Annotated in this window: 20 protein-coding genes; 16 read left to right on the forward strand and 4 right to left on the reverse strand. The window is 63.8% G+C overall.

The annotated features are described in order from the left end of the window. Nucleotides 1-3 precede the first annotated feature (3 nt). The gene (copD, locus tag ACOZJV_RS06475) at nucleotides 4-870 is read left to right on the forward strand and encodes a copper homeostasis membrane protein CopD (RefSeq protein ID WP_421547130.1); all 867 of its coding nucleotides are present in this window, start codon (nucleotides 4-6) and stop codon (nucleotides 868-870) included. 66 nt (nucleotides 871-936) lie between these two features. Here copD and ACOZJV_RS06480 read toward each other — a convergent pair whose 3' ends face one another. Then, a complete protein-coding gene (locus tag ACOZJV_RS06480; RefSeq protein ID WP_421547131.1) occupies nucleotides 937-2,073 on the reverse strand; it encodes an HlyD family secretion protein in 1,137 nt (378 codons plus the stop codon). Next, nucleotides 2,070-3,731 (reverse strand): MFS transporter, encoded by a 1,662-nt coding sequence (locus tag ACOZJV_RS06485; protein ID WP_201130589.1) that lies wholly within the window; start codon nucleotides 3,729-3,731, stop codon nucleotides 2,070-2,072. The genes ACOZJV_RS06480 and ACOZJV_RS06485 overlap by 4 nt, the downstream gene beginning before the upstream one ends. Before the next feature lie 303 nt (nucleotides 3,732-4,034). Here ACOZJV_RS06485 and ACOZJV_RS06490 point away from each other — a divergent pair, with 303 nt between their 5' ends. The 8 genes from ACOZJV_RS06490 (at nucleotide 4,035) to dapF (ending at nucleotide 12,157) form a co-directional block, all read left to right on the forward strand. After that, nucleotides 4,035-5,312 (forward strand): OprD family porin, encoded by a 1,278-nt coding sequence (locus ACOZJV_RS06490; protein ID WP_102047924.1) that lies wholly within the window; start codon nucleotides 4,035-4,037, stop codon nucleotides 5,310-5,312. A gap of 287 nt (nucleotides 5,313-5,599) precedes the next feature. Beyond that, entirely contained in the window at nucleotides 5,600-6,424 is an 825-nt protein-coding gene (locus ACOZJV_RS06495) for an NAD-dependent epimerase/dehydratase family protein (RefSeq protein WP_421547132.1), read from the forward strand. A gap of 50 nt (nucleotides 6,425-6,474) precedes the next feature. Further along, nucleotides 6,475-7,371, forward strand: coding sequence for an SMP-30/gluconolactonase/LRE family protein (locus ACOZJV_RS06500; RefSeq protein WP_421547133.1), 897 nt, complete (start codon nucleotides 6,475-6,477; stop codon nucleotides 7,369-7,371). Between the two features lie 74 nt (nucleotides 7,372-7,445). Further along, nucleotides 7,446-8,417, forward strand: coding sequence for a TRAP transporter substrate-binding protein (locus ACOZJV_RS06505; RefSeq protein ID WP_020300553.1), 972 nt, complete (start codon nucleotides 7,446-7,448; stop codon nucleotides 8,415-8,417). A gap of 78 nt (nucleotides 8,418-8,495) precedes the next feature. Continuing rightward, the gene (locus ACOZJV_RS06510) at nucleotides 8,496-9,023 is read left to right on the forward strand and encodes a TRAP transporter small permease (protein WP_421547134.1); all 528 of its coding nucleotides are present in this window, start codon (nucleotides 8,496-8,498) and stop codon (nucleotides 9,021-9,023) included. Further along, nucleotides 9,024-10,304 (forward strand): TRAP transporter large permease, encoded by a 1,281-nt coding sequence (locus tag ACOZJV_RS06515; RefSeq protein ID WP_078471518.1) that lies wholly within the window; start codon nucleotides 9,024-9,026, stop codon nucleotides 10,302-10,304. 67 nt (nucleotides 10,305-10,371) lie between these two features. Continuing rightward, complete coding sequence (locus ACOZJV_RS06520) at nucleotides 10,372-11,241, forward strand: aldose 1-epimerase (protein ID WP_421547588.1); 870 nt, start codon at nucleotides 10,372-10,374, stop codon at nucleotides 11,239-11,241. Nucleotides 11,242-11,335: 94 nt separating this feature from the next. Continuing rightward, nucleotides 11,336-12,157: a diaminopimelate epimerase gene (gene dapF, locus ACOZJV_RS06525; protein ID WP_421547135.1), complete on the forward strand. Its 822-nt coding sequence runs from the start codon at nucleotides 11,336-11,338 to the stop codon at nucleotides 12,155-12,157. A 46-nt stretch (nucleotides 12,158-12,203) separates the two neighbouring features. On the opposite strand, the gene ACOZJV_RS06530 is transcribed toward dapF, so the two are convergent. Beyond that, entirely contained in the window at nucleotides 12,204-13,688 is a 1,485-nt protein-coding gene (locus tag ACOZJV_RS06530; protein WP_421547136.1) for a DASS family sodium-coupled anion symporter, read from the reverse strand. Between the two features lie 260 nt (nucleotides 13,689-13,948). Here ACOZJV_RS06530 and ACOZJV_RS06535 point away from each other — a divergent pair, with 260 nt between their 5' ends. Together ACOZJV_RS06535 and ACOZJV_RS06540 are read left to right on the forward strand one after the other, a co-directional pair. Beyond that, the gene (locus ACOZJV_RS06535) at nucleotides 13,949-15,571 is read left to right on the forward strand and encodes a HAMP domain-containing methyl-accepting chemotaxis protein (protein ID WP_421547137.1); all 1,623 of its coding nucleotides are present in this window, start codon (nucleotides 13,949-13,951) and stop codon (nucleotides 15,569-15,571) included. Nucleotides 15,572-15,700: 129 nt separating this feature from the next. Then, nucleotides 15,701-16,909: an HD-GYP domain-containing protein gene (locus tag ACOZJV_RS06540; protein ID WP_421547138.1), complete on the forward strand. Its 1,209-nt coding sequence runs from the start codon at nucleotides 15,701-15,703 to the stop codon at nucleotides 16,907-16,909. 6 nt (nucleotides 16,910-16,915) lie between these two features. Here ACOZJV_RS06540 and bkdR read toward each other — a convergent pair whose 3' ends face one another. Further along, nucleotides 16,916-17,401 carry a Bkd operon transcriptional regulator BkdR gene (gene bkdR / locus ACOZJV_RS06545; RefSeq protein ID WP_078471523.1) on the reverse strand — a complete coding sequence of 162 codons (486 nt, stop codon included), beginning with the start codon at nucleotides 17,399-17,401 and terminating at the stop codon, nucleotides 16,916-16,918. A 195-nt stretch (nucleotides 17,402-17,596) separates the two neighbouring features. Between bkdR and ACOZJV_RS06550 the strand changes: the two genes are divergently transcribed. The 5 genes from ACOZJV_RS06550 (at nucleotide 17,597) to ACOZJV_RS06570 (ending at nucleotide 23,886) form a co-directional block, all read left to right on the forward strand. Further along, a complete protein-coding gene (locus tag ACOZJV_RS06550) occupies nucleotides 17,597-18,832 on the forward strand; it encodes a 3-methyl-2-oxobutanoate dehydrogenase (2-methylpropanoyl-transferring) subunit alpha (RefSeq protein WP_078471524.1) in 1,236 nt (411 codons plus the stop codon). A gap of 1 nt (nucleotide 18,833) precedes the next feature. Next, nucleotides 18,834-19,892, forward strand: a complete 1,059-nt coding sequence (locus tag ACOZJV_RS06555) for an alpha-ketoacid dehydrogenase subunit beta (RefSeq protein ID WP_078471525.1) — start codon at nucleotides 18,834-18,836, stop codon at nucleotides 19,890-19,892. Next, nucleotides 19,893-21,179: a dihydrolipoamide acetyltransferase family protein gene (locus tag ACOZJV_RS06560; RefSeq protein ID WP_421547139.1), complete on the forward strand. Its 1,287-nt coding sequence runs from the start codon at nucleotides 19,893-19,895 to the stop codon at nucleotides 21,177-21,179. It abuts the gene before it with no gap. Nucleotides 21,180-21,182: 3 nt separating this feature from the next. Continuing rightward, complete coding sequence (gene lpdA / locus ACOZJV_RS06565; protein WP_421547140.1) at nucleotides 21,183-22,574, forward strand: dihydrolipoyl dehydrogenase; 1,392 nt, start codon at nucleotides 21,183-21,185, stop codon at nucleotides 22,572-22,574. A gap of 292 nt (nucleotides 22,575-22,866) precedes the next feature. Then, nucleotides 22,867-23,886 carry a branched-chain amino acid aminotransferase gene (locus ACOZJV_RS06570; RefSeq protein ID WP_020298764.1) on the forward strand — a complete coding sequence of 340 codons (1,020 nt, stop codon included), beginning with the start codon at nucleotides 22,867-22,869 and terminating at the stop codon, nucleotides 23,884-23,886. The last annotated feature ends 38 nt before the right edge of the window (nucleotides 23,887-23,924 follow it).

The raw sequence follows: 23,924 nt of genomic DNA on the forward strand, positions 1-23,924 counted from the left end.
TTCATGTCGAGCCTGCTGGTGCTGTGCCGGTTTGTGCACTTCACGATGGTGTTGATGCTGTTCGGGGCCTGGGTCTTTGGCCCCCTGCTGCTGGGCCGTGGTGATAGCCACCCGGTGCTGCATCGGCGCCTCGCTCGCATCAGCACCGGGCTGGCGACCCTGGCGCTGCTCAGTGGGGTCTGCTGGCTGCTGCTGATCACCGCCAGCATGGCCGATTCCTGGTCGGCGGCGCTGGACCCGGCAACCGTGCAATTGGTGCTGGGCAAGACCTTCTTTGGCCAGGTCTGGTCCTGGCACCTGCTGTTCAATGCCCTGCTGCTAGGGGTGCTGCTGAGCTCCCTGCGCACTCGTCTGCCGCTCAAGCTGAGCCTCGCCGCGCTGCTGTTGGCAACCCTGGCCCCGGTGGGCCACGGCGCCATGCTCGATGGGCTGGCGGGCCAGTTGCTGATCCTCAATCAGATCGTGCATTTGAGTTGCGTCGGGGTCTGGCTCGGCGGGCTGATGCTGTTGTCGTTACTGTTGCTGCAGCCGAACCCCACCGCGATGGAAGGGGTTCTAAGACGCTTCAGCGGCGTGGGTTACGCCCTGGTGGCGGGCTTGCTGCTCAGTGGCCTGATCAATGTCCGGGTGTTGACCGGGCACTGGTGGCCGACGCCGCTGTTCAGCGGCTTTGCCCTGATTCTGCTGATCAAGGCACTGCTGGTGTCGGCCATGCTGGGCCTGGCGCTGCTGCACCGCCTGCGCCTGCCTGGCTGCGACCAGCGCCTGGGGGCGTTGCGCAATAGCGTGCTGCTGGAGTGGCTGCTGGGGGTGGCGGCCGTGGCCGCCGTTTCCCTGTTGGGCACCCTGCCGCCGATGCAGGCGGTGTAGGCCGCGCAACCTGTTCACGCTCCCGGGGAGCTTTTAACGCTCCATGGGCCACGCGCAAACAGGTTCTCAGGGCGTGACCGAGGTATCGATACTCACCACCACCGACATCCCCGGGCGCAGGCGCTGGCTTTCGGCCTGGTCCGGGTCGACGGTGATGCGCACCGGCACCCGCTGGGCGATCTTGACGAAGTTGCCGGTGGCGTTATCGGCTTGCAGCAGGCTGAACTCCGAGCCGGTGGCTGGGGAAATCCGCTGCACCCGGCCGGTGAATTTGCGGTGGTTCAAGGCGTCCACGGTGAAACTCGCCGGCTGGCCGATGCGCACGCTGTCCATCTGGGTCTCTTTCATGTTGGCGATGATCCACAGCTGGTTCGGCACCAGCGCCATCAACTGCGCGCCGGAATTGACGTAGGCCCCCAGGCGCACGCCGATCTGGCCCAACTGGCCGTCGCGCGGCGCGAGGATCCGGGTGTTGGACAAGTCGATCCGCGCCAGTTGCACCGCCGCTTCGGCGCTGGCGACCGCCGCCTCCAGCGAGCCACGGTTGACGATCACCGTCTGCAGGTCCTGGCGCGCGATTTCCAGGGATGCCTGGGCCTGGGCCACGGCGGCGATGGTCTGGGCGTTGGCGGCGCGGGTCACGTCCAGCTCGCGCTGGGACACTGAGCCGTCGCTGACCAACGCCTGGTTGCGCCGCAGGTCGGCCGCGCTTTTTTGCGCCTGGGCCTGGCTGTCGGCCAGGGCCGCCTGGCGCAGCTTGATGGTGGCCTCGGCGCTGTTGCGCTGCTGCACCACATTGGCCAGGGCGGCTTTCTGCACCGCCAGTTGGGCCAGAGACTGATCCAGGCGCTGCTGGTAGATGCGGTCATCCAGGCGCACCAGCAGGTCGCCAGCCTTGACAAACTGGAAGTCCTGCACCGGCACTTCGAACACATAGCCGCTCAACTGCGGGCCGATGATGGTCACCTGACCACGCACCAGGGCGTTCTCGGTGGTTTCCACGGCGCTGCCGAACGGTGGCAACTGCCAGGCATAGAGCACGATCGCCACGCCGACAATGGCGATGGCGGCAAAGCCCAGGGACGAGATGATCCGCACCCGCAACGAGCGCGGCTCGGTCGCAGGGGTCGGGGTCGACGGCGGCGCCGTGCCTTCCGGGGTCGAGGCGATGGCATTGGTGGTCGTGGTGGTCGGTTCGCTCATGAAGAAGGGGCACCGTTGGGTTGAACGGGAGCCGGGCCGGCAGGCGCGGCGGCTTTGGTGGTGCTCATCAGCCACAGGCTGCGAATGAAGATCCAGATCATGGTCAGCACGGCAATCACCGCGATCAGCATGAACACATCGTTATAGGCCAGCACATTGGCTTCGCGGGTGGCGGCGGTGGCCAGGCTGCGAATGCCCTGCAGGGTGCGCTGGTCGGGATCGGCGATCACCCCGCCGACCGCCGAGCCGCCGCTTTGCACCCGTGCCAGGACCCGGGGGTCGAGCAGGGTCAGGTGCTCGACGATATGGCTGGAGTGGAACTTCTCGCGCACGATCTGGAAGGTGCCGAGCAAGGCGGCGCCAATCAGCCCGCCGAGGTTCTGGCAGATGCCGAACAGCACCGAGAAACTCACCAGGTTGCGCGGGTTGGTCAGCACGTTGCGGGTGCCCAGGACCATGGTCGGACCGAGGAAAAACGTGCCGCCGAAGGCCAGCAGGAACTGGCTGAAGTACATGTTGGCCGGGCGCGTCAGGTTGTTGGAGAAGCTGTCCATCACCGACCCCGTGGCCATCAGCGCCAGGGAAATGATCAGCGGCATCAGCAGATGCGCCGGGTTGATAGTCAGGGCGCTGGTGGCCAGCCCGGCGATGCTGCCCAGCAGCATCACGCCGTAGAGCATGCGCATCTGCTGGCTGCTCATGTTCAGCGCCTGCAGAAAGCCCACGGCACCGGTGGACTGCTCCGACAGCACCATGCGGATCAGTATCACCGCCAGGGCCAGGCGGATAATCGCCCCGCTGCCCAACCAGCGGGTCATCAGCATCGGGTTGCTGCGGTTATGTTCGATGCACAGGCCGGCCATGATCAGCACGATGGAACCGGCCGAGGCGACGCCGATCCACGGCGCTTCCAGCCACCAGTCAATGCGCCCCAGGGACAGCACCGCACACAGCAGCGCCACACCACTGGCCAGCAGGGCAAAGGTCAGGAAATCGAGTTTTTCAAAGGTCTTGAAGCGGTCGCCCGGCGGCAGTTTGAGCAGCAGCACACAGCCCAGTGACGTCAGGGCCAGGCCCAGTTCGAACAGGTACAACCCGCGCCATTCGGCAATTTGCAGCAAGTCTTCGGAAAACAGCCGGGCCAGGGGCAAGGCCAGTTGCGAAGTGCCCAGGCCCAGGACCAGGGCTTTGAGGCGCCACTTCGCGGGGAAGGCCTGGATCATGTAGTACAGGCCCAGGGAACTCAGGGCCGCGCCGACCATGCCGTGGGCCGCGCGCACGGCGATGGCCGAGTTCAGGTCGTTGACGAATAGATGGCCGAAGGTCACCAGGGCGTAGAGCACCAGGAACACCTCGGTAAAGGCCCGCAGACCGAATTGCTGGCGAAATTTCACCAGCAGCAGGTTCATCGAGACGTTGGTCATGACGTAGGCCGCGGGCAGCCAGGCCATTTCAGCGGTGGTCGCCCCGAGGGCGCCTTGCAGGTACGGCAGGTTGGCGATCACCAGGGAGTTGCCCAGGCCACCGGTCAGCGCCACCAGCAAGCCGACCAGGGCATACGCCAGGCGCTTGCGGTTGGAGTGCAGCGGTGTCGAGGGCGAGCCGGGCAAGCTGGGCTTTTCGTGGGGCTGCCAGTTGCGCGGGACGTAGTGATCCATTCAATGACCTTGTGCGGGCGTACGGTGACTCGATCAAGCCGGAAACTGCCAGGCAGTGTGCCGCAAAAGCACCGCGGGCTGGCAAGTACCTCGGCGTTTTTTTGTGGGGAGCGCTACAGATCGGCGCGTAGCCGCTGCCAAGGCACGAGGCTGCGCTGGCCATGGGTAGCGGCACTCCTTCAGGCACCCCTGCGAAACTCGGATTGGCCGTTGACAAGCCGCCACAGCGCCGTAAATAATCCGCCCATGTCGTACGACAACGTATGACAATGCCAACAATAACAATAAAACGGAGCCTCACCTGTGACGACACTCGCCCGTCTGTTTGCCCGTTCGCCCACGCCCCAGACCCTCGCCCTGTACAGCTGCGCCGCCCTGACCCTGGCCATGCCCCTGTGCAGCCAGGCTGAAGGTTTTCTCGATGACACCAAGGCCACGCTGAACCTGCGCAACGCCTACTTCAATCGCAACTTCACCAACCCCGCGTACCCCCAGGGCAAGGCCGAGGAATGGACCCAGAGCTTCATCCTCGACGCCAAGTCCGGGTTTACCCAGGGCACCGTCGGCTTCGGCCTGGACGTACTGGGGATGTACTCGGTCAAGCTCGACGGCGGCAAAGGCACCGGCGGCACCCAGTTGCTGCCCCTGGACCGTGACGGGCGTCCGGCCGACAACTTCGGCCGCCTGGGCGTGGCGCTCAAGGCCAAGCTGTCGCAAACCGAATTGAAGGTCGGGGAATGGATGCCGGTGTTGCCGATCCTGCGCTCCGACGATGGTCGCTCACTGCCGCAGACCTTCCGCGGCGGCCAGGTCACCTCCAGGGAAATCGACGGCCTGACGCTCTACGGCGGCCAGTTCCGCGGCAACAGCCCGCGCAACGACTCGAGCATGGAAGACATGTTCATGCAGGGTAAAACCGCTTTCACCTCGGACCGCTTCAACTTCGGCGGCGGCGAATACACCTTCAACGACAAGCGCACCCAGGTCGGCCTGTGGTATGCCGAGCTGACTGATATCTATCAGCAGCAGTACCTCAATCTGACCCACACCCAGCCCCTGGGCGACTGGACCCTGGGTGCCAACCTCGGTTACTTCATCGGCAAGGAAGACGGCAGTGCCCTGGCCGGCGACCTCGACAACAAGACCGCGTTCGCCCTGCTCTCGGCCAAATACGGCGGCAGCACCTTGTATGTCGGCCTGCAAAAGCTCACCGGCGACAGCGCCTGGATGCGGGTCAACGGCACCAGCGGCGGCACTCTGGCCAACGACAGTTACAACGCCAGTTACGACAACGCCCGGGAGAAATCCTGGCAACTGCGCCACGACTACAACTTCGCCGCCCTCGGCGTGCCCGGCCTGACCCTGATGAACCGCTACATCAGCGGCGACAACGTGCACACCGGGGCCATCACCGACGGCAAGGAATGGGGCCGCGAGTCGGAACTGGCCTACACCGTGCAGAGCGGTGCCTTGAAGAACCTCAACCTGAAATGGCGCAACGCAAGCATCCGCCGCGACTACAGCACCAACGAGTTCGACGAGAATCGGATATTCATCAGTTATCCGCTCTCCCTGCTCTAAAGCGCGGAAAGGTCGAGAAGAACAGCTGTAGCCACTACCGAGGAACGAGGCTGCGCTGGCCCTTGAGTACGCCGTCTTACATCCGGAAGAAATGCGGCGATTTCGAAGGCCAGCGTCCGAACGCAGCCCGAGCCTGCGGCAGCGGCTACAGCGGCGACCGGTAACAAAAGGCCACAGCTTTTTCGCGATCAGGCGTTGACAAAGGCCCCTTCAGATAACGAAACTCCGAAAAAGTCATACGACAACCTACAACAATTTCAAGCAACGATCATTGATCAGGGTTTTCCATGAACAGCACCCCCTCCCCGCGCAAACCCTTCAATCGCCTGCTACTCACCGGCGCCGCCGGCGGCCTGGGCAAGGTCCTGCGCGATAGCCTGCGGCCTTACGCTGAAGTCCTGCGGCTGTCGGACATCGGCGAAATGGCCCCGGCCGCCGGCCCCCAGGAAGAAGTGGTGCACTGCGACCTAGCAGACAAGCAGGCCGTGCATCAGTTGGTCGAAGGCGTCGACGCGATTCTGCACTTTGGCGGGGTCTCGGTGGAGCGGCCGTTCGAGGAGATTCTCGGGGCCAACATCTGCGGGGTCTTTCACATCTATGAAGCGGCGCGCCGCCATGGGGTGAAGCGCGTGATCTTCGCCAGTTCCAACCACGTGATCGGTTTCTACCAGCAGGACCAGAAGATCGACGCCCACTCCCCGCGCCGCCCGGACAGCTACTACGGCCTGTCCAAGTCCTATGGCGAAGACATGGCGAGTTTCTACTTCGACCGCTACGGCATCGAGACCGTAAGCATCCGCATCGGCTCCTCGTTCGCCGAACCGCAGAACCGCCGGATGATGAGCACCTGGCTCAGCTTCGGCGACCTCACCCAACTCCTCGAATGCGCGCTGTACACGCCGAATGTCGGCCACACCGTGGTCTATGGCGTGTCCGACAACCACAACGTCTGGTGGGACAACCACCTGGCCAGCGCCCTGGGGTACGCCCCCCGCGACAGCTCCGAAGTGTTCCGGGCCAAAGTCGAGGCCCTGCCGCTGCCGGCGGCCGACGACCCGGCGCGGATCTACCAGGGTGGCGCATTTGTCGCGTCCGGCCCGTTCGACGACTGATCCACAGCGCCACGCATTGCCCATAACGTCATCAAGGGAACTGAGCCGTCATGCAAGCAGAGTTGATTGTCGATGCACGCAATGCCGTGGGTGAAAGCCCGGTCTGGGTCGCCGAGGAACAGGCGCTGTACTGGGTGGATATTGCCGCCGGCGGCCTGCAACGCTGGAGCGCCCACAGCGGCCATGTCGATACCTGGACCGCCCCGCAAATGCTCGCCTGCATCGCCCGCCACAGCGACGGCGGCTGGGTGGCGGGGATGCAGAGCGGGTTCTTTCACCTGCACCCCCATAACGACGGCAGTCTCGACAGCGAGCCCTTGCCGAGCGTGGCCCACGCTCGCCCGGACATGCGCCTGAACGATGGGCGCTGTGATCGCCAGGGGCGCTTCTGGGCCGGGAGCATGGTCCTGGACATGGGCGCCAATGCCGCCGATGGCGCGCTGTATCGCTACCAGGCCGGTCAGGCAGGCCCGCTGGCAGCGCAACTGCAAGGCTTTATCGTGCCCAACGGCCTGGCCTTCAGCCCTGACGGGCAGACCATGTACCTCTCCGATTCCCATCCTTTAGTGCAAAAGATCTGGGCCTTCGATTACGACACCGACAGTGGCACCCCCTCCAATCGCCGGCTGTTCGTCGACATGCAGCGCTTTCTCGGGCGCCCGGATGGCGCGGCGGTGGACGCCGAAGGCTGTTACTGGATCTGCGCCAACGACGCCGGGCTGATTCACCGCTTTACCCCCGACGGCCGCCTGGATCGCTCCCTTACCGTACCGGTGAAGAAACCCAGCATGTGCGCCTTTGGTGGCAGCCGCCTGGACACCCTGTTCGTGACCTCGATCCGCCCCGGCAACGAGCCGGACCCACAGTCCCTGGCCGGAGGCGTGTTTGCCTTGAACCCGGGTGTCACGGGCCTGGTCGAGCCGCTGTTCAAGGGCCTGGCCGGCTGAACCCGGGCCAGGCACCGCACCCTCTTTTCCGCATCGCTGCTCTTTGAATAAAAACAACAAAACGGAGATCCACCATGAATTTCAAACGCACCTTGCTCGTCGTCGCCCTCCCCCTGGCCTTCAGCGTCTCGACCCTGGCCCAGGCCCTGGAAATCAAGTTCGCCGATATCCACCCCGCCGGCTACCCGACCGTGGTCGCTGAAGAAAACATGGGCAAGACCCTGGTCAAGGAGAGCAATGGCCAACTGACTTTCAAGATGTTCGCCGGCGGCGTGCTCGGCTCCGAGAAGGAAGTGATCGAACAGGCCCAGGTCGGGGCGATCCAGATGGCCCGGGTCAGCCTCGGCATCGTCGGCCCGGTGGTGCCGGACGTGAATGTGTTCAACATGCCGTTCGTGTTCCGCGACCAGGCCCATATGCGCAAGATCATCGACGGCGAGATCGGCCAGGAAATCCTCGACAAGATCACCCAGTCCGAATTCAACCTGGTGGCCCTGGCCTGGATGGACGGCGGCACGCGCAACCTCTACACCAAGAAGCCGGTGCGCAGCCTGGCCGACCTCAAGGGCATGAAGATCCGCGTGCAGGGCAACCCGATGTTCATCGAAACCATCAATGCCATGGGCGGCAACGGCATTGCCATGGACACCGGCGAGATCTTCAGCGCCCTGCAGACCGGGGTCATCGACGGCGCAGAAAACAACCCGCCCACCATGCTGGAACACAACCACTATCAGAATGCCAAGTTCTACAGCCTGACCGGGCACCTGATCCTCCCGGAACCCCTGGTGATGTCCAAGACCACCTGGAACAAGCTCACCCCCGAGCAGCAGACCCTGGTGACCAAGGCCGCCAAGGCCGCGCAGTTTGAAGAGCGCCAACTGTGGGATGCCAAGTCCGCCAGCAGCGAAGCCAAGCTCAAGGCCGCCGGGGTGGAATTTATCGTGGTCGACAAAAAGCCCTTCTATGACGCCACCGCCGACATTCGCCAGAAGTACGGCGCGCCCTACGCCGAGCTGATGACCCGCATCGAAGCCGTCGAATAACCCTGCGTCTCCTCTCATAGAAGGCCCTGTCTGCCCGTGGCCCAGCGCCCCGGGCCGGCCCGGTTACGGTGAAACCCGATGAAGAATCTGTTGCTGCGCCTCAATGACAAGCTCTATATGGCCTGCATCTGGGTCGCCGGGCTGTCGATCCTGGCGATCTCCCTGATCATCCCCTGGGGCGTGTTCGCCCGTTACATCCTCGGCACGGGCGCCAGCTGGCCGGAACCCACCGCCATCCTGCTGATGATGGTGTTCACTTTTATCGGCGCCGCTGCCAGTTATCGCGCCGGCGCCCATATGGCGGTGGCGATGCTCACCGACCGCCTGCCGACCGCGGTCAAGTCCGCGGCCTCGATCGTCGCGCAACTGTTGATGGCCACCATGTGCCTGTTCATGGCCATCTGGGGCACCAAGCTCTGCCTGTCGACCTGGAACCAGTTCATGAGCGCCCTGCCGACCCTGCGGGTGGGTATTACCTATATGCCGATCCCGGTGGGCGGGTTCCTGACCCTGATCTTTGTCCTGGAAAAACTCCTGTTGGGTGACCAGAGCCAGCGCCGCGTGGTGCGTTTCGACCTGGTCGAAGAAAACGAAGGGGCTGCATAAATGGACGCTCTGATCCTGTTGGGCAGTTTTATCGGCTTGATCCTGATCGGCATGCCGGTCGCCTATGCGTTGGGGCTGTCGGCGCTGATCGGCGCCTGGTGGATCGATATTCCGTTCCAGGCCCTGATGATCCAGGTGGCCGGGGGCGTCAACAAATTCTCGCTGCTGGCCATTCCATTCTTCGTCCTGGCCGGGGCGATCATGGCCGAGGGCGGTATGTCGCGGCGGCTGGTGGCGTTCGCCGGGGTGCTGGTGGGGTTCGTGCGTGGCGGGCTGTCGCTGGTCAACATCATGGCCTCGACCTTTTTCGGCGCGATCTCCGGCTCTTCGGTGGCCGACACCGCGTCGGTGGGCTCGGTGCTGATTCCGGAAATGGAGCGCCAGGGCTACCCCCGGGACTTCTCCACCGCCGTCACGGTCAGCGGTTCGGTGCAGGCCCTGCTGACCCCGCCCAGCCATAACTCGGTGCTCTACTCCCTGGCGGCCGGCGGCACGGTATCGATTGCGTCGCTGTTCATGGCCGGTATCGTGCCGGGGCTGCTGATGAGCGCGAGCCTGATGGTGCTGTGCCTGATCTTCGCCAAGAAGCGCAACTACCCCAAGGGCCAGGTGATCCCCCTCAGGCAGGCGCTGAAAATCTGCGGTGAAGCCCTGTGGGGCATGATGGCGATGGTGATCATCCTCGGCGGGATTCTGTCCGGGATCTTCACCGCCACCGAATCGGCGGCGATCGCTGTGCTGTGGGCGTTTTTCGTCACCATGTTCATCTACCGCGACTACAAATGGCGCGACCTGCCCAAGCTGATGCACCGCACGGTGCGCACCATTTCCATCGTGATGATCCTGATCGCCTTCGCCGCGAGCTTCGGCTACATCATGACCCTGATGCAGATCCCGGCGAAGATCACCACCGCGTTCCTGACCCTGTCGGACAACCGCTACGTGATCCTGATGTGCATCAACGTGATGTTGCTGCTGATCGGCACGGTGATGGACATGGCGCCGCTGATCCTGATCCTGACCCCGATTTTGCTGCCGGTGATTGTCGGTATCGGCGTCGACCCGGTGCAGTTCGGCATGATCATGCTGGTCAACCTGGGCATCGGCCTGATCACGCCGCCGGTGGGCTCGGTGCTGTTCGTCGGCTCGGCGGTGGGCAAGGTCAGTATCGAAAGCACGGTCAAGGCGCTGCTACCGTTCTACGGCATGCTGTTTCTGGTGCTGATGGCCGTGACCTACATCCCTGCGCTGTCGCTGTGGCTGCCAAGCCTGGTGCTGTAAACCACGGTCGCCGCCCGTCGAGGACGGGCGGCATTTGACCCTCAAACCCTTTGCCCTGGTGCCGCTGATGCTCCCCACCCTGCTCACCCTTGACGATGGAATCACCCGCCTGACCCTGGCTCCGGACATCGGCGCCAGCCTGGTCAACTGGAGCGTGTCTGCCAGCGGCCAGGCCCTGCTGCGCCACAGCGATGAAGCGGCACTGGCCAGTGGCCTGCCGGGCAAGCTCGGTGGCTACGCCCTGGCGCCCTGGTCGAACCGCATTGCCGAGGGCGGCTTCCAATGCCCCGACGGCTGGCTGGCCCTGGAGGCCAACACCCTGACCGACCCGCGGCCGATTCACGGCAGCGCCTGGCAGCAGCCCTGGCAGGTGCTGGAACAGCGGCCCGACCACGTGCTGCTGCAACTGGACAGCAGCACCCCCTTCGCCTACCGCGCCCGGCAGCGGATCCGTCTCGACCAGGGGCGCCTGAGCATCGAGCTGCAGGTCACCCACCTGGCTCCACAGCCCGCCTGGCATGGGCTGGGCCTGCACCCCTATTTCCCCCGCAGCGCCCATAGCCGCCTGCAGGCCCGGGCGCAGCAAGTGTGGCATTGCGATGAGTCGCGCCTGCCCACGCAATTGGCCGATCTGCCCGCATCCTGGGATTTTCGGCAGCCCCAGGGCCTGCCCGGGTCACTGGTGGACAACGGGTTCAGCGGCTGGGACGGCGAATGCCTGATCATCGAGCCAGAGGCAGGTTATCAACTGCACTGCCGGGCCAGCGGCTGTGATTACTTCCTGCTGTACTGCCCGCCCGGCAAGGATTTTTTCTGCTTCGAACCGGTCAGCCACCCGGTCAACGCCCACCACCTGCCCGGGCACCCGGGGCTGCGCCTGCTGGAGCAGGGGCAATCCATCGAACTGGGGTTCAGCCTGCACTATCAAACGCTGTAAACCATCGATGCCTTGACGCCATCGCCTCATGCACGGCAAATAGCGCTCTGGCCGCAACCCGGCGCAACCCGTGCACCTTGAGGAACCCCGCGCCATGAAGCCTTTGAGCTTTCGAAAAATGCATGCCAACGGCGATGACTTCGTGCTCCTCGACCTTCGCGGACGCCACCAGCCGATCAGCGCCGAGGTCGCCCGCCAGCTCGGCGACCGCCACCGTGGTATCGGCTTCAACCAATTGGCGGTGCTCAGCGACTGCGTTGAGGCCGACGCCCGACTGACCTTCTGGAATGCCGACGGCACCCCGCTCAGCACCTGCGGCAGTGCCACCCGCGGCGCGGCGGACCTGTTGATGCGGGAAACCGGCGCCACCTCCATCGAGCTGCAAACCGAACGCGGCCTCCAGCATTGTGAGCGCCTGGCCGATTATTCGGTGTCGGTGGAGATGGGCGTGCCCCTGTTCGACTGGCAGGACGTGCCCCTGGCGACCGAGCACGACACCCTGGCGCTGCCCATCGAAGGCACGCCAGCGGCGTGCAGCATGGGCAACCCCCATTGCAGCTTTTTTGTGAACGAGGTCGAGCAGATCGACCTGGCCCGCTTCGGCCCGCCCATGGAGCGGCATCCGCTGTTCCCGCAGAAGACCAATGTGCACCTGGTGCAGGTCATCGACCGCCAGACCATCCGCCTGCGCATCTGGGAGCGCAACGGCGCGATTCCATTGGGCTCGGGCTCGTGTTCCTGCGCGGCGGCGGTCAACGGCATCCGCCGCGGCTTGCTCGACAGCCCGGTCAAGGTGCTGTGCGATGGCGGGCCGGTGAGCGTGACCTGGGATGGCCAGGGCAAGGTGCAACTGGCGGGGGCGGTGGAGAGCGTGTTTTTCGGCACCCTGCTGCTGAATGCCCGGGAGCCGGCGTAATCCCGTTGAAGGCGGCAGGCCTTGACCTGCCGCCCGCCCGAGCGGCCTACATCCAGCCGAGCCACTTCCACCAGGTGGCGGCGAACACCAGCATCAGCAGGTAGCCGAGCAGGGTCACGATCAAGCCGACCTTGGCGAACTGGCGCGCGTTGAAGGTCTCGGTGCCCAGGCACACCATGTTCTGCGGGGCGTTGATCGGCAGGATAAACCCGTAGCTGACCACAAAGCCCAGGAGCATGGTCATGCCCAGGCGGTTGAACTCGCCGGGCAGGGTCTGCAACACCGCGATCAGGATCGGCAGCAGCGCCGAGGTCAGGGCCGTGGCACTGGCAAAGCCCAGGTGAATCAGGATCAGGAACGCGGCAAGAATCGCGAACACCGCCAGCGCGCCCACCTGATCGAGCCCGGTATGGGTCACCACCTGCCCGCCCAGCCATTGCCCGGCGTGGGTGGTGAGCAGCGCCGAACCCAGGCTGATGCCGACCCCGAACACAATCACCGTGCCCCAGGGAATCCGCGACTGCACGTCCTTCCAGGTCATGATGCCGATCCGTGGCAGCAGCAGGATCACCAGCCCGGCATAGGTGGTGGAGGTGGTGTCGAAACTGTGCAGCTTGCCCTCGGTGGCCCAGGCCAGCAGCAACAGCAGCGACACGCTCAGCAGGCGTTTCTGCGGGCCGGTCATGGGGCCGATGTCTACCAGGGACTGGGCCACCGCTTCCTTGCCACCGGGGATGCTGTCGGTTTCCGGCGGCAGCAGCTTGAGCACCACCCACACCAGCACCACGGACATGATCAGCGCCCAGGGCGCCCCGGCGATCAGCCAGTCGAGCCAGCTCACCCGCTCGCCGAGCATCTTGTCCATAAAGCCCACGGTCAGCAGGTTCTGTGCGGCGGCGGTCTGGATCCCGACGTTCCAGATACTGGTGCCCTGGGCCACCACGATCATCAGGCCGGCGGCGATATTGGAGCGCTTGTCGACGCCGAACGCGGCGATCACTCCCATCATGATCGGCACCACGCAGGCACTGCGCGCCGTGGCGCTGGGCACCAGCAGGCTGAGGAGGATGGTCACAGCGACCGCGCCCACCAGGATCAGCCGGGTGCTGGTGCCGACCCGGGTCAGGGTGATCAGGGCGATGCGCCGGTCGAGGCCGGTGTGGGTCATGGCGGCGGCAATGAACAGTGCGCCGGTGACCAGCGCCAGCGCCGAGTTGGAAAACCCGGTCAGCGCCAGGCTGATGGCCGCCGAACTGCCGTAGATCTGCGTCGGGTCCTGCAGGGTCGGCGCGGTGCCGATCAGGAATGCCATCAGCGAAGTGATCATGATTGCGCTGGCTTCGTACGACACCGCTTCGCTGATCCACACCACCACCGCGAAGGCGAGGATCGCCAGCATCCGCTGCCCCGCCACCGGCAGGTCGGCCGGCAGGGGCAGCAGCAACACCGTGACCATCGCCACCAGCGCGATCAACAGCCCAACCGGCAAGCGCACCGGGGTCTCGGGGGCTTGGGCAACAGGCGCATTCATGGGCGGGTCCTTTTCGAAATTGACAGCTTTACAGCATGCCTGAGCCGTCGGCGCAGGGCTTTGATAAAGGTCAAGCGCAAGGAAATGATCGGGCTTTAGGATCGAATAAAGCGCCCTTGACTGTCGCTTCGTTGAACGGACGCAAACGGAGAAATATTTTTTTACATATCTACAGATTTTTCACTTATTTGAGATCACAGTGACATCAGCACGACAAGGAGTCGAAAGCAGCGGTATCACTCCAACCAGCAGGTGCGTTTATGGTGACAAGAAATATTAGGCTGACTTCAAGGGCGCTGCTGAGCTTTGGCGCCATCTGTATGTTGTTGATCGGTATGGGGGCAATTGCACTGTGGAAGATGGGGCAGATACACGACGCAGCGGTCGACTTGCAATCCAACTGGCTGCCCAGCGTCAGGCAGGCCACGAAAATCGAATCGGCCACCCTGCGCGTGCGCCTGGAAACCCTGCACTACGTCACTGAAAATCCGGACCAGAAAGGCGCCTCGCGGGGCAAGCTCGACAGCCTCAAATCAACCCTGACCCAGGCCATCCGGGACTACGAGCCACTGGTCTCCAGCCCCGAAGAAAAAGCCAGCTACGAACGCGTCAAGCAAGGGGCCCAGGGCTACCTCGACAAACTCTCGATATTGATTGATTCCGGCACCCTCAACAGCGCCGAACAGGCCACCGCCTATGTCAACCAGGTCACGGTGCCGCTGGCCCTCGCCCTGCAAACCGCGGTCGATGAGCTGATTCAGGTCAACGAACGTGGGGCCGACCTCTCGGCAACCCTGGCCGGCGATCAGTTCAACACCGGCATCACCCTGACGGCAGCAATCATTATCGTCGCGATCCTGATGACCATCCTGATTGCCACCCTGTTCACCAAAAGCATCACCCACCCGGTGCGCCTGTTGCTGGCGACCACCCAGAAAATCGCCGAAGGCGACCTGCGTGCCCAGGTCGAGGTCAGCGGCCAGGATGAACTCACCGATTTGCAGAACTCGACCCAGGCCATGCTCGACAGCCTGAAATCGACCATCCGCCATATCGCCGACTCTTCGACCCAACTGGCCTCCGCAGCCGAGGAAATGAGCGCCATCACCCGCGAATCGAACGCCGGTATCCAGCAACAGAGCATGGAGACCGAACAGGCCGCCACCGCGGTCAACGAGATGACCGCCGCGGTCGAGGAAGTCGCCCGCAACGCGGTCTCCGCCTCACGCTCGACCCAGGACTCGGAACGCTCGGCAGGCCTGGGCAAGGAACGGGTCGACCAGACCATCCGCTCGATCGAAAAACTCACGGTTACCGTCGAAGGCACCCGGGTCGAGATGGCCGGCCTGGCGCAGCAGGCCCAGGACATCACCAAGGTGCTGGACGTGATTCGCGCCATTGCCGAACAGACCAACCTCCTGGCCCTCAACGCTGCGATCGAAGCCGCACGGGCCGGCGAACAGGGCCGCGGCTTCGCCGTGGTGGCGGATGAAGTGCGGGCCCTGGCCCATCGCACCCAGCTCTCGACCCAGGAAATCGAGCAAATGATCCAGGGCATCCAGGCCGGGTCGAGCAAAGCCATGCTGTCGATGCAGCAAAGCAGCCAGGACGCCAGCGAGACCCTGACCATTGCTCACGAGGCCGGCACCGCGATCACCCATATCGCCCATGCCATCAGCGAGATCAACGAACGCAACCTGATGATCGCCACCGCCTCGGAGGAACAGGCACAGGTGGCACGCTCGGTGGACCAGAACCTGATGAGCATCCGCGACCTCTCGATGCAGAGTTCGTCGGCTGCCAGCCAGACCTCGATCGCCAGCAGCGAGCTGTCCGGCCTGGCGGTCGGGCTAAACAAACTGGTGACACGGTTTTCCCTGTAATCCGCCGCGAAGGAGTCGCCGCGCAGTAAATTTTCCAGGGACAAGAACGACCTGCAGCTTTAGCAGTCAGTGATCAGGTGCCGGCCCTATACCCGGCGCCTGACGCTGGATGAAGGTGGGGGACGCACCATGCTCAAACTCATATCGATCTCGCAGTTGCAGATGGGCATGTACATCCATCAGTTCTGCGGCTCATGGCTCGACCACTCGTTCTGGAAGGCCGGTTTCGTACTCGACAGCCCCCAGGATTACCAACGCCTGCAACACTCGAACCTGACGCGCCTGTGGATCGACTCGGCCAAGGGCCGCGACCTGCTGGAGCAGCCTCCCCAGACGAGCCCGGACAGCCTGCCCCCCGGCACAGGGCCGGACTCCGCGCCAGCCACGACCCGGGTGGCCATGGGCGAGGAAATCCAGCGCGCCCTCAAGCTCTGCGCCCATTCGAAAAAAGCGGTGATGGCGATGTTCCAGGAAGTGCGCCTGGGCAATGCCATTGAAATGCAGCAGGCCGAGGCGCTGGTGAACAGTATCTCCGACTCCCTGCTGCGCCACCCCAATGCCCTGATCAGCCTGGCGCGCCTGAAAAGCGCCGATGATTACACCTACATGCACTCGGTGGCGGTGTGCGCGCTGATGATTGCCGTCTCGCGCCAACTGCAACTGCCTGCGGAACAGATTCGCCAGGCCGGTATCGCCGGCCTGCTGCACGATGTCGGCAAGCTGACCATCCCCGACAGCATCCTCAACAAGCCGGCCAAGCTCTCGGACAGCGAATTCGACCGGGTCAAGAATCACCCTGAAGCCGGGGGCCTGATCCTGCGTCAGTGCAACAGCGTCGATGCCCTGGTGCTCGACGTGTGCCTGCACCACCACGAAAAGATCGACGGCAGCGGGTATCCGCACCGCCTGGCGGGCGACCAGATCAGCCTGTTCGCCCAGATGGGCGCGGTGTGCGACGTGTATGACGCGGTGACCTCGAACCGCCCCTACAACCGGGGCTGGAACCCGGCCGAGGCGATCCACCGGATGTCGGGCTGGACCGGGCATTTCGACCAGCGGGTGTTCCAGGCTTTTGTCAAAAGTGTCGGTATCTACCCGGTGGGTTCCCTGGTGCGCCTGCAAAGCGGGAGGCTGGGGATTGTCCTGGAGCAGCATCCGAGCGCGCTGCTGACGCCGAAGATCAAGGTGTTCTTCTCCACCCGCTCGAACCTGCCGATTCCCCAGACCATCGTCGACCTGGCCCGGGCCCAGGGCCAGGAACGCATCATCGGCCGCGAAGCCCCCGAGGACTGGGACTTCAAGGACATCGACCAGCTCTGGACCGGGGTCAGCGCCTGACGCGGCTCAGGCCAGGGTCAGGCCGTTGGCCGGCAGCGGCAGCGCAGTTTTGTAGCGCACCTGCTTGAGGGCAAAGCTGGAGCGAATATTGGCCACGCCAGGGACTTTGGTCAGGAAGTCCATCATGAAGCGCTCCAGGGCCTGGATGGTCGGGACCAACACCCGGATCAGGTAGTCCGGGTCGCCGGCCATCAAGTAGCACTCCATCACCTCGGGGCGGTCGGAGATCGCCTCCTCGAACTGCTGCAGCGCCTCCTCCACCTGCTTCTCCAGGCTGACGTGGATAAACACATTGACGTGCAGCCCCAGCAGGTCGGCATCGAGCAGGGTCACTTGCTCGCGGATCAGCCCCAGCTCTTCCATGGCCTTGACCCGGTTGAAGCAGGGAGTCGGCGACAGGTTGACCGAACGGGCGAGGTCGGCGTTGGTAATGCGGGCATTCTCCTGAAGGCTGTTGAGAATGCCGATATCGGTACGATCCAGTTTACGCATGAGACAAAACAACCTGTTTTTTGTGGTTATGCAGATTTTTTATCTGCAAATAACCTAAAGCGCAATGAAACACAGATAAATATTCTCTTTGTCCCGGCCTATGATGTTTGTAGGACAAGATTTCCCCTACCCGGGGAATGACCGTCAGCTAGCGCGCCCAATACAAGAAATCCACAAGATCGAGCGTAGAAAGCCATGACCCAAGCGTATGAACCGCTACGCCTGCACGTTCCTGAACCCTCAGGCCGTCCCGGCTGCAAGACCGACTTCACCTACCTGCGCCTGAACGACGCAGGCCTGATGCGCAAACCCCCCATCGACGTAGAACCTGCCGAAACCGCGGACCTGGCCCGTGGCCTGATTCGTGTGCTCGACGATCAGGGCAACGCCCTGGGCGAATGGGCCCAGAACGTACCCGTGGAGATCCTGCGCAAGGGCATGCGTGCCATGCTCATGACGCGGATCTTCGATAACCGCATGGTGGTTGCCCAGCGCCAGAAAAAAATGTCGTTCTACATGCAGAGCCTTGGCGAGGAAGCCATCGGCAGCGCCCAGGCCCTGGCCCTGAACATCGACGACATGTGCTTCCCCACCTATCGCCAGCAAAGCATCCTGATGGCCCGCGAAGTACCTCTGGTGGACCTGATCTGCCAGCTGCTGTCCAACGAGCGCGATCCGCTCAAGGGCCGCCAGTTGCCGATCATGTACTCGGTACGCGATCACGGTTTCTTCACCATTTCCGGCAACCTGGCCACCCAGTTCGTTCAGGGCGTGGGCTGGGGCATGGCCTCGGCGATCAAGGGCGACACTAAAATCGCCTCGGCCTGGATCGGCGACGGCGCCACAGCTGAATCCGACTTCCACACCGCCTTGACCTTCGCCCACGTGTACCGCGCGCCGGTGATCCTCAACGTGGTCAACAACCAGTGGGCGATCTCGACCTTCCAGGCCATTGCCGGTGGCGAAGCGACCACCTTTGCCGGACGCGGCGTGGGTTGCGGCATCGCCTCCCTGCGGGTCGACGGCAACGATTTCATCGCGGTCTACGCCGCCTCCGCCTGGGCTGCCGAGCGCGCCCGGCGCAACCTCGGCCCGACCTTGATCGAGTGGGTCACCTACCGTGCCGGCCCGCACTCCACTTCCGATGATCCGTCCAAGTACCGGCCGGCCGATGACTGGAGCCACTTCCCCCTGGGCGACCCGATCGTGCGTCTCAAGCAGCACCTGATCCGCATCGGCCAGTGGTCGGAAGAAGAACACAGCGCCGTCAGCGCCGAACTGGAAGCCCAGGTGATCGCCGCGCAGAAAGAAGCCGAGCAGTACGGCACCCTCGCCGGCGGGCAGACGCCCAGCGCCGCGACCATGTTCGAGGATGTCTACAAGGACATGCCCGAGCACCTCAAGCGCCAACGCCAGCAACTGGGGATCTGACATGAACGATCACAACACCTCTATCCAGTTGGAAACCGCCATGACCACGACCACCATGACCATGATCCAGGCCCTGCGCTCGGCCATGGATGTGATGCTTGAGCGTGACGACAACGTCGTGGTGTTCGGCCAGGACGTGGGCTACTTCGGTGGCGTGTTCCGTTGCACCGAAGGCCTGCAGAACAAATACGGCACCTCGCGGGTGTTCGACGCCCCGATCTCCGAAAGCGGGATTGTCGGCGTGGCGGTGGGCATGGGTGCCTACGGCCTGCGTCCGGTGGCGGAAATCCAGTTTGCCGACTATGTGTACCCGGCCTCGGACCAGATCATCTCCGAAGCGGCGCGCCTGCGTTATCGCTCGGCCGGTGAGTTCACCGCGCCCCTGACCCTGCGCATGCCTTGCGGCGGCGGCATCTACGGCGGCCAGACCCACAGCCAGAGTATCGAGGCGGTGTTCACCCAGGTCTGCGGCCTGCGCACCGTGATGCCGTCCAACCCGTACGACGCCAAGGGCCTGTTGATCGCCTCGATCGAAAACGATGACCCGGTGATATTCCTCGAGCCCAAGCGCCTGTACAACGGTCCGTTCGACGGCCACCACGACCGCCCGGTAACCCCCTGGTCGAAACACCCGGCCGCGCAAGTCCCGGACGGCTACTACACGGTGCCGCTGGACGTCGCCGCCATCACCCGCCCAGGCAAGGATGTGACCATCCTCACCTACGGCACCACGGTCTATGTGTCGCAAGTGGCGGCCGAGGAAAGCGGGGTCGACGCTGAAGTCATCGACCTGCGCAGCCTGTGGCCGCTGGACCTGGAAACCATCGTCAATTCGGTGAAGAAAACCCGCCGCTGCGTGATCGTCCACGAAGCCACCCGCACCTGCGGTTTTGGTGCCGAGCTGGTGGCCCTGGTGCAGGAACACTGCTTCCACTACCTGGAAGCGCCGATCGAACGCGTCACCGGTTGGGACACCCCCTACCCGCACGCGCAAGAGTGGGCGTATTTCCCTGGCCCGTCCCGAGTGGGCGCGGCTTTGCATCGGGTCATGGAGGTCTGAATGGGCACGCACGTTATCAAGATGCCGGACATTGGCGAAGGCATCGCAGAAGTTGAACTCTCGGTCTGGCACGTGAAGGTGGGCGACCTGGTGGTCGAAGACCAGGTCCTGGCCGATGTCATGACCGACAAGGCGATGGTCGACATCCCCTCCCCGGTCCACGGCAAGGTGATTTCCCTGGGCGGTGTGCCCGGCGAAGTGATGGCGGTCGGCAGTATCCTGATCAGCATCGAAGTCGAGGGCGCGGGCAACTTCAAGGAGTCCAGCCAACCCGCGGTGCCTGCCAAGGCGCCAGCGGCTGAACAACCGGCGCCCCAGGCGGCGGCCCCTCAGGTGCAGGCCAAGCCAGCACCAGCACCCGCCAGTGCTGCCGTCAGCCGTGCCGCCGCCCCGGCACCGGTGGCCCGGGATGCCGACGAACGTCCGCTGGCTTCGCCGGCAGTGCGCAAACACGCGCTCGATGCCGGGATCCAGCTGCGCCTGGTCCAGGGCAGCGGCCCTGCCGGGCGCATCCTGCATGAAGACCTGGACGCCTATCTGGCCCAGGGTTCCCGTGCGGCCTCGACGCCGGCGGCGTATGCCCAGCGCCACGATGAAGAGCAGATCCCGGTGATCGGCATGCGCCGCAAGATCGCCCAGCGCATGCAGGACGCCACTCAGCGTGCCGCCCACTTCAGTTATGTCGAGGAAATCGACGTCACCGCCGTGGAAGAGCTGCGCGCCCACCTCAATGAAAAACACGGCGCCAGCCGCGGCAAGCTGACCTTGCTGCCGTTCCTGGTGCGAGCCATGGTCGTGGCCCTGCGTGACTTCCCGCAGATCAATGCGCGCTACGACGACGACGCCCAGGTCATCACCCGCCTCGGCGCGGTGCATGTCGGGGTCGCCACTCAGAGCGACATCGGCTTGATGGTGCCGGTGGTCAAGCATGCCGAGGCTCGCAGCCTGTGGGACAGCGCCGCGGAAATCGCGCGCCTGGCCAACGCCGCGCGCACCGGCAAGGCCGCCCGCGATGAGTTGTCCGGTTCGACCATTACCCTGACCAGCCTCGGCGCGTTGGGCGGAATTGTCAGCACACCGGTGCTGAACCTGCCGGAAGTGGCGATTGTCGGGGTCAACAAAATCGTTGAACGGCCCATGGTCATCAAGGGCCAGGTGGTGATTCGCAAGATGATGAACCTCTCCAGCTCGTTCGATCACCGGGTGGTCGACGGCATGGACGCGGCGCAATTCATCCAGGCCATTCGTGGCCTGCTCGAACAACCCGCCACCCTGTTTGTGGAGTAAGCAATGCAACAGACTCTAAACACCCGGCTGCTGATTATCGGCGGCGGCCCTGGCGGTTATGTGGCGGCGATTCGTGCCGGGCAGCTGGGCATATCGACCATCCTGGTCGAAGGCCAGGCGCTTGGCGGCACCTGCCTGAACATCGGTTGCATCCCGTCCAAGGCGCTGATTCATGTCGCCGAACAGTTCCACCAGACCCTGCACCACAGCCAGGGCTCGGCCCTGGGGATCAAGGTCGCGACGCCGACCCTGGACATCGGCCAGAGCGTGGAATGGAAAGACGGCATCGTCGATCGCCTGACCACCGGCGTCGCGGCCCTGCTGAAAAAGCACAAGGTGCAGGTGATCCAGGGCTGGGCCAAGGTGATCGACGGCAAGACCGTGGAGATCGAAGGCGCCAATACCCGTATCCAGTGCGAGCACCTGCTGCTGGCCACCGGCTCGAAAAGCGTCAATCTGCCGATGCTGCCGATCGGCGGGCCGATCATTTCCTCCACCGAAGCCCTGGCGCCCAAGGCGCTGCCCAAGCACCTGATCGTGGTCGGCGGCGGCTATATCGGCCTTGAACTGGGGATCGCCTACCGCAAGCTGGGCGCCGAGGTCAGCGTGGTCGAAGCCCAGGATCGGATCCTGCCGGCCTATGACACGGAACTGACCCAGCCGGTGGCCGACTCCCTGAAAAAGCTGGGGCTCAAGCTGTACCTCAAGCACAGCGTCGAAGGCTTCGATGCTGCGAAAAACACCCTGCAAGTGCGCGACCCGAATGGCGAAACCCTGCACCTGGACACCGACCAGGTACTGGTGGCGGTCGGCCGCAAACCCAACACCCAAGGCTGGAACCTGGAGGCGCTGAACCTGGAGATGAACGGCTCGTCGGTCAAGATCGACAACCGCTGCCAGACCAGCATGCGCAACGTCTGGGCCATCGGCGACCTCAGCGGCGAGCCGATGCTGGCCCACCGCGCCATGGCCCAGGGCGAAATGGTTGCCGAGCTGATTGCCGGTGAACACCGGGAATTCAACCCGGCCGCGATCCCGGCGGTGTGCTTCACCGATCCGGAACTGGTGGTGGTCGGCAAGACCCCGGACGAAGCCAAGGCCGCTGGCCTGGATTGCATCGTCTCGAGCTTCCCGTTCGCGGCCAACGGTCGGGCCATGACCCTGGAATCGAAAAGCGGCTTCGTGCGGGTGGTGGCGCGGCGCGACAATCACCTGATTCTCGGCTGGCAAGCGGTGGGCGTCGGCGTGTCCGAGCTGTCCACGGCCTTCGGCCAGTCCCTGGAAATGGGCGCGCGCCTGGAAGACATCGCCGGCACCATCCACGCCCACCCGACCCTGGGCGAGGCGGTGCAGGAAGCGGCGCTGCGGGCTTTGGGACATGCGCTGCATATGTAAGGGGCAGCGCTGCGCCGATTGAACACCGCACAGCACGCTGACATTCCTGTGGCGCCTATCCTGGCCAGCGCAGCCTGACGGCAGCGGCTAGGGGTCGGGATGGCCCAGGGCGGGAATTTGCTCCCGTATTCCGGACAATGGCGAAACGATTCATGAGCAAGCTACGTTTTTTTGCTCCCCTCCCATCGTCCGGGATGCGGTACACCCCCGGAATGCAGTATTGTTGTGCCCATCCAAAAAAACGTCAGAAACCTTGAGCCGTTCCGACGGTCGTCAAGTGATAGAGGGTGTCATGGGTAACGAAAGCATCAATTGGGACAAGCTGGGTTTTGACTACATCAAGACAGACAAGCGCTATCTGTCGCACTGGCGCAATGGCGAGTGGGACGCAGGCACCCTGACCGAAGATAACGTGCTGCACATCAGCGAAGGCTCCACAGCCCTTCACTATGGCCAGCAATGCTTCGAAGGCCTGAAGGCCTACCGCTGCAAGGACGGCTCGATCAACCTGTTCCGTCCCGACCAGAACGCCCTGCGCATGCAGCGCAGCTGCGCCCGTCTGCTGATGCCGCATGTTTCCACCGAACAGTTCGTCGAAGCCTGCAAGGCCGTGGTCAAGGCCAACGAGCGTTTCATTCCGCCTTACGGCACCGGCGGCGCGCTGTACCTGCGCCCGTTCGTGATCGGCGTGGGTGACAACATCGGCGTGCGCACTGCACCCGAGTTCATCTTCTCGATCTTCGCCATTCCGGTCGGCGCCTACTTCAAGGGCGGCCTGACCCCGCACAACTTCCTGATCTCCAGCTTCGACCGTGCGGCGCCTCAAGGCACTGGTGCGGCCAAGGTCGGTGGCAACTACGCCGCCAGCCTGATGCCAGGTTCGGAAGCCAAGAAGAAAAGCTTCGCCGACTGCATCTACCTGGACCCGATGACCCACTCCAAGATCGAAGAAGTCGGCTCGGCCAACTTCTTCGGGATCACCCACGACAACAAGTTCGTCACGCCGAAGTCGCCTTCGGTGCTGCCAGGCATCACCCGCCTGTCGCTGATCGAACTGGCCAAGAGCCGTCTGGGCCTGGAAGTGGTCGAGGGCGATGTGCTGATCGACAAACTGGCTGACTTCAAGGAAGCCGGTGCCTGCGGTACCGCCGCGGTGATCACGCCGATCGGAGGCATCGAATACAAAGACCAGCTGCACGTGTTCTACAGCGAAAGCGAAGTCGGCCCTGTGACCCAGAAGCTCTACAAAGAGCTGACCGGCGTGCAGACCGGCGACGTTGAAGCGCCAGAAGGCTGGATCGTCAAGGTCTGATTTGACGCTGTACCCAACAGGCCCGCCCTTCATCACTG

Origin of the sequence: Pseudomonas sp. QD4 (genome assembly GCF_049199125.1) — a bacterium.
Taxonomy (GTDB): Bacteria; Pseudomonadota; Gammaproteobacteria; order Pseudomonadales; family Pseudomonadaceae; genus Aquipseudomonas.

Bases quoted from the DNA above. Each gene is read 5' to 3' on its own strand.
- copD (WP_421547130.1), top strand. From the start codon at position 4: ATGTCGAGCCTGCTGGTGCTGTGCCGGTTTGTGCACTTCACGATGGTG.
- ACOZJV_RS06480 (WP_421547131.1), bottom strand. From the start codon at position 2,073: ATGAGCGAACCGACCACCACGACCACCAATGCCATCGCCTCGACCCCG.
- ACOZJV_RS06485 (WP_201130589.1), bottom strand. From the start codon at position 3,731: ATGGATCACTACGTCCCGCGCAACTGGCAGCCCCACGAAAAGCCCAGC.
- ACOZJV_RS06495 (WP_421547132.1), top strand. From the start codon at position 5,600: ATGAACAGCACCCCCTCCCCGCGCAAACCCTTCAATCGCCTGCTACTC.
- ACOZJV_RS06500 (WP_421547133.1), top strand. From the start codon at position 6,475: ATGCAAGCAGAGTTGATTGTCGATGCACGCAATGCCGTGGGTGAAAGC.
- ACOZJV_RS06505 (WP_020300553.1), top strand. From the start codon at position 7,446: ATGAATTTCAAACGCACCTTGCTCGTCGTCGCCCTCCCCCTGGCCTTC.
- ACOZJV_RS06510 (WP_421547134.1), top strand. From the start codon at position 8,496: ATGAAGAATCTGTTGCTGCGCCTCAATGACAAGCTCTATATGGCCTGC.
- ACOZJV_RS06515 (WP_078471518.1), top strand. From the start codon at position 9,024: ATGGACGCTCTGATCCTGTTGGGCAGTTTTATCGGCTTGATCCTGATC.
- ACOZJV_RS06520 (WP_421547588.1), top strand. From the start codon at position 10,372: ATGCTCCCCACCCTGCTCACCCTTGACGATGGAATCACCCGCCTGACC.
- dapF (WP_421547135.1), top strand. From the start codon at position 11,336: ATGAAGCCTTTGAGCTTTCGAAAAATGCATGCCAACGGCGATGACTTC.
- ACOZJV_RS06530 (WP_421547136.1), bottom strand. From the start codon at position 13,688: ATGAATGCGCCTGTTGCCCAAGCCCCCGAGACCCCGGTGCGCTTGCCG.
- ACOZJV_RS06535 (WP_421547137.1), top strand. From the start codon at position 13,949: ATGGTGACAAGAAATATTAGGCTGACTTCAAGGGCGCTGCTGAGCTTT.
- ACOZJV_RS06540 (WP_421547138.1), top strand. From the start codon at position 15,701: ATGCTCAAACTCATATCGATCTCGCAGTTGCAGATGGGCATGTACATC.
- bkdR (WP_078471523.1), bottom strand. From the start codon at position 17,401: ATGCGTAAACTGGATCGTACCGATATCGGCATTCTCAACAGCCTTCAG.
- ACOZJV_RS06550 (WP_078471524.1), top strand. From the start codon at position 17,597: ATGACCCAAGCGTATGAACCGCTACGCCTGCACGTTCCTGAACCCTCA.
- ACOZJV_RS06555 (WP_078471525.1), top strand. From the start codon at position 18,834: ATGAACGATCACAACACCTCTATCCAGTTGGAAACCGCCATGACCACG.
- ACOZJV_RS06560 (WP_421547139.1), top strand. From the start codon at position 19,893: ATGGGCACGCACGTTATCAAGATGCCGGACATTGGCGAAGGCATCGCA.
- lpdA (WP_421547140.1), top strand. From the start codon at position 21,183: ATGCAACAGACTCTAAACACCCGGCTGCTGATTATCGGCGGCGGCCCT.
- ACOZJV_RS06570 (WP_020298764.1), top strand. From the start codon at position 22,867: ATGGGTAACGAAAGCATCAATTGGGACAAGCTGGGTTTTGACTACATC.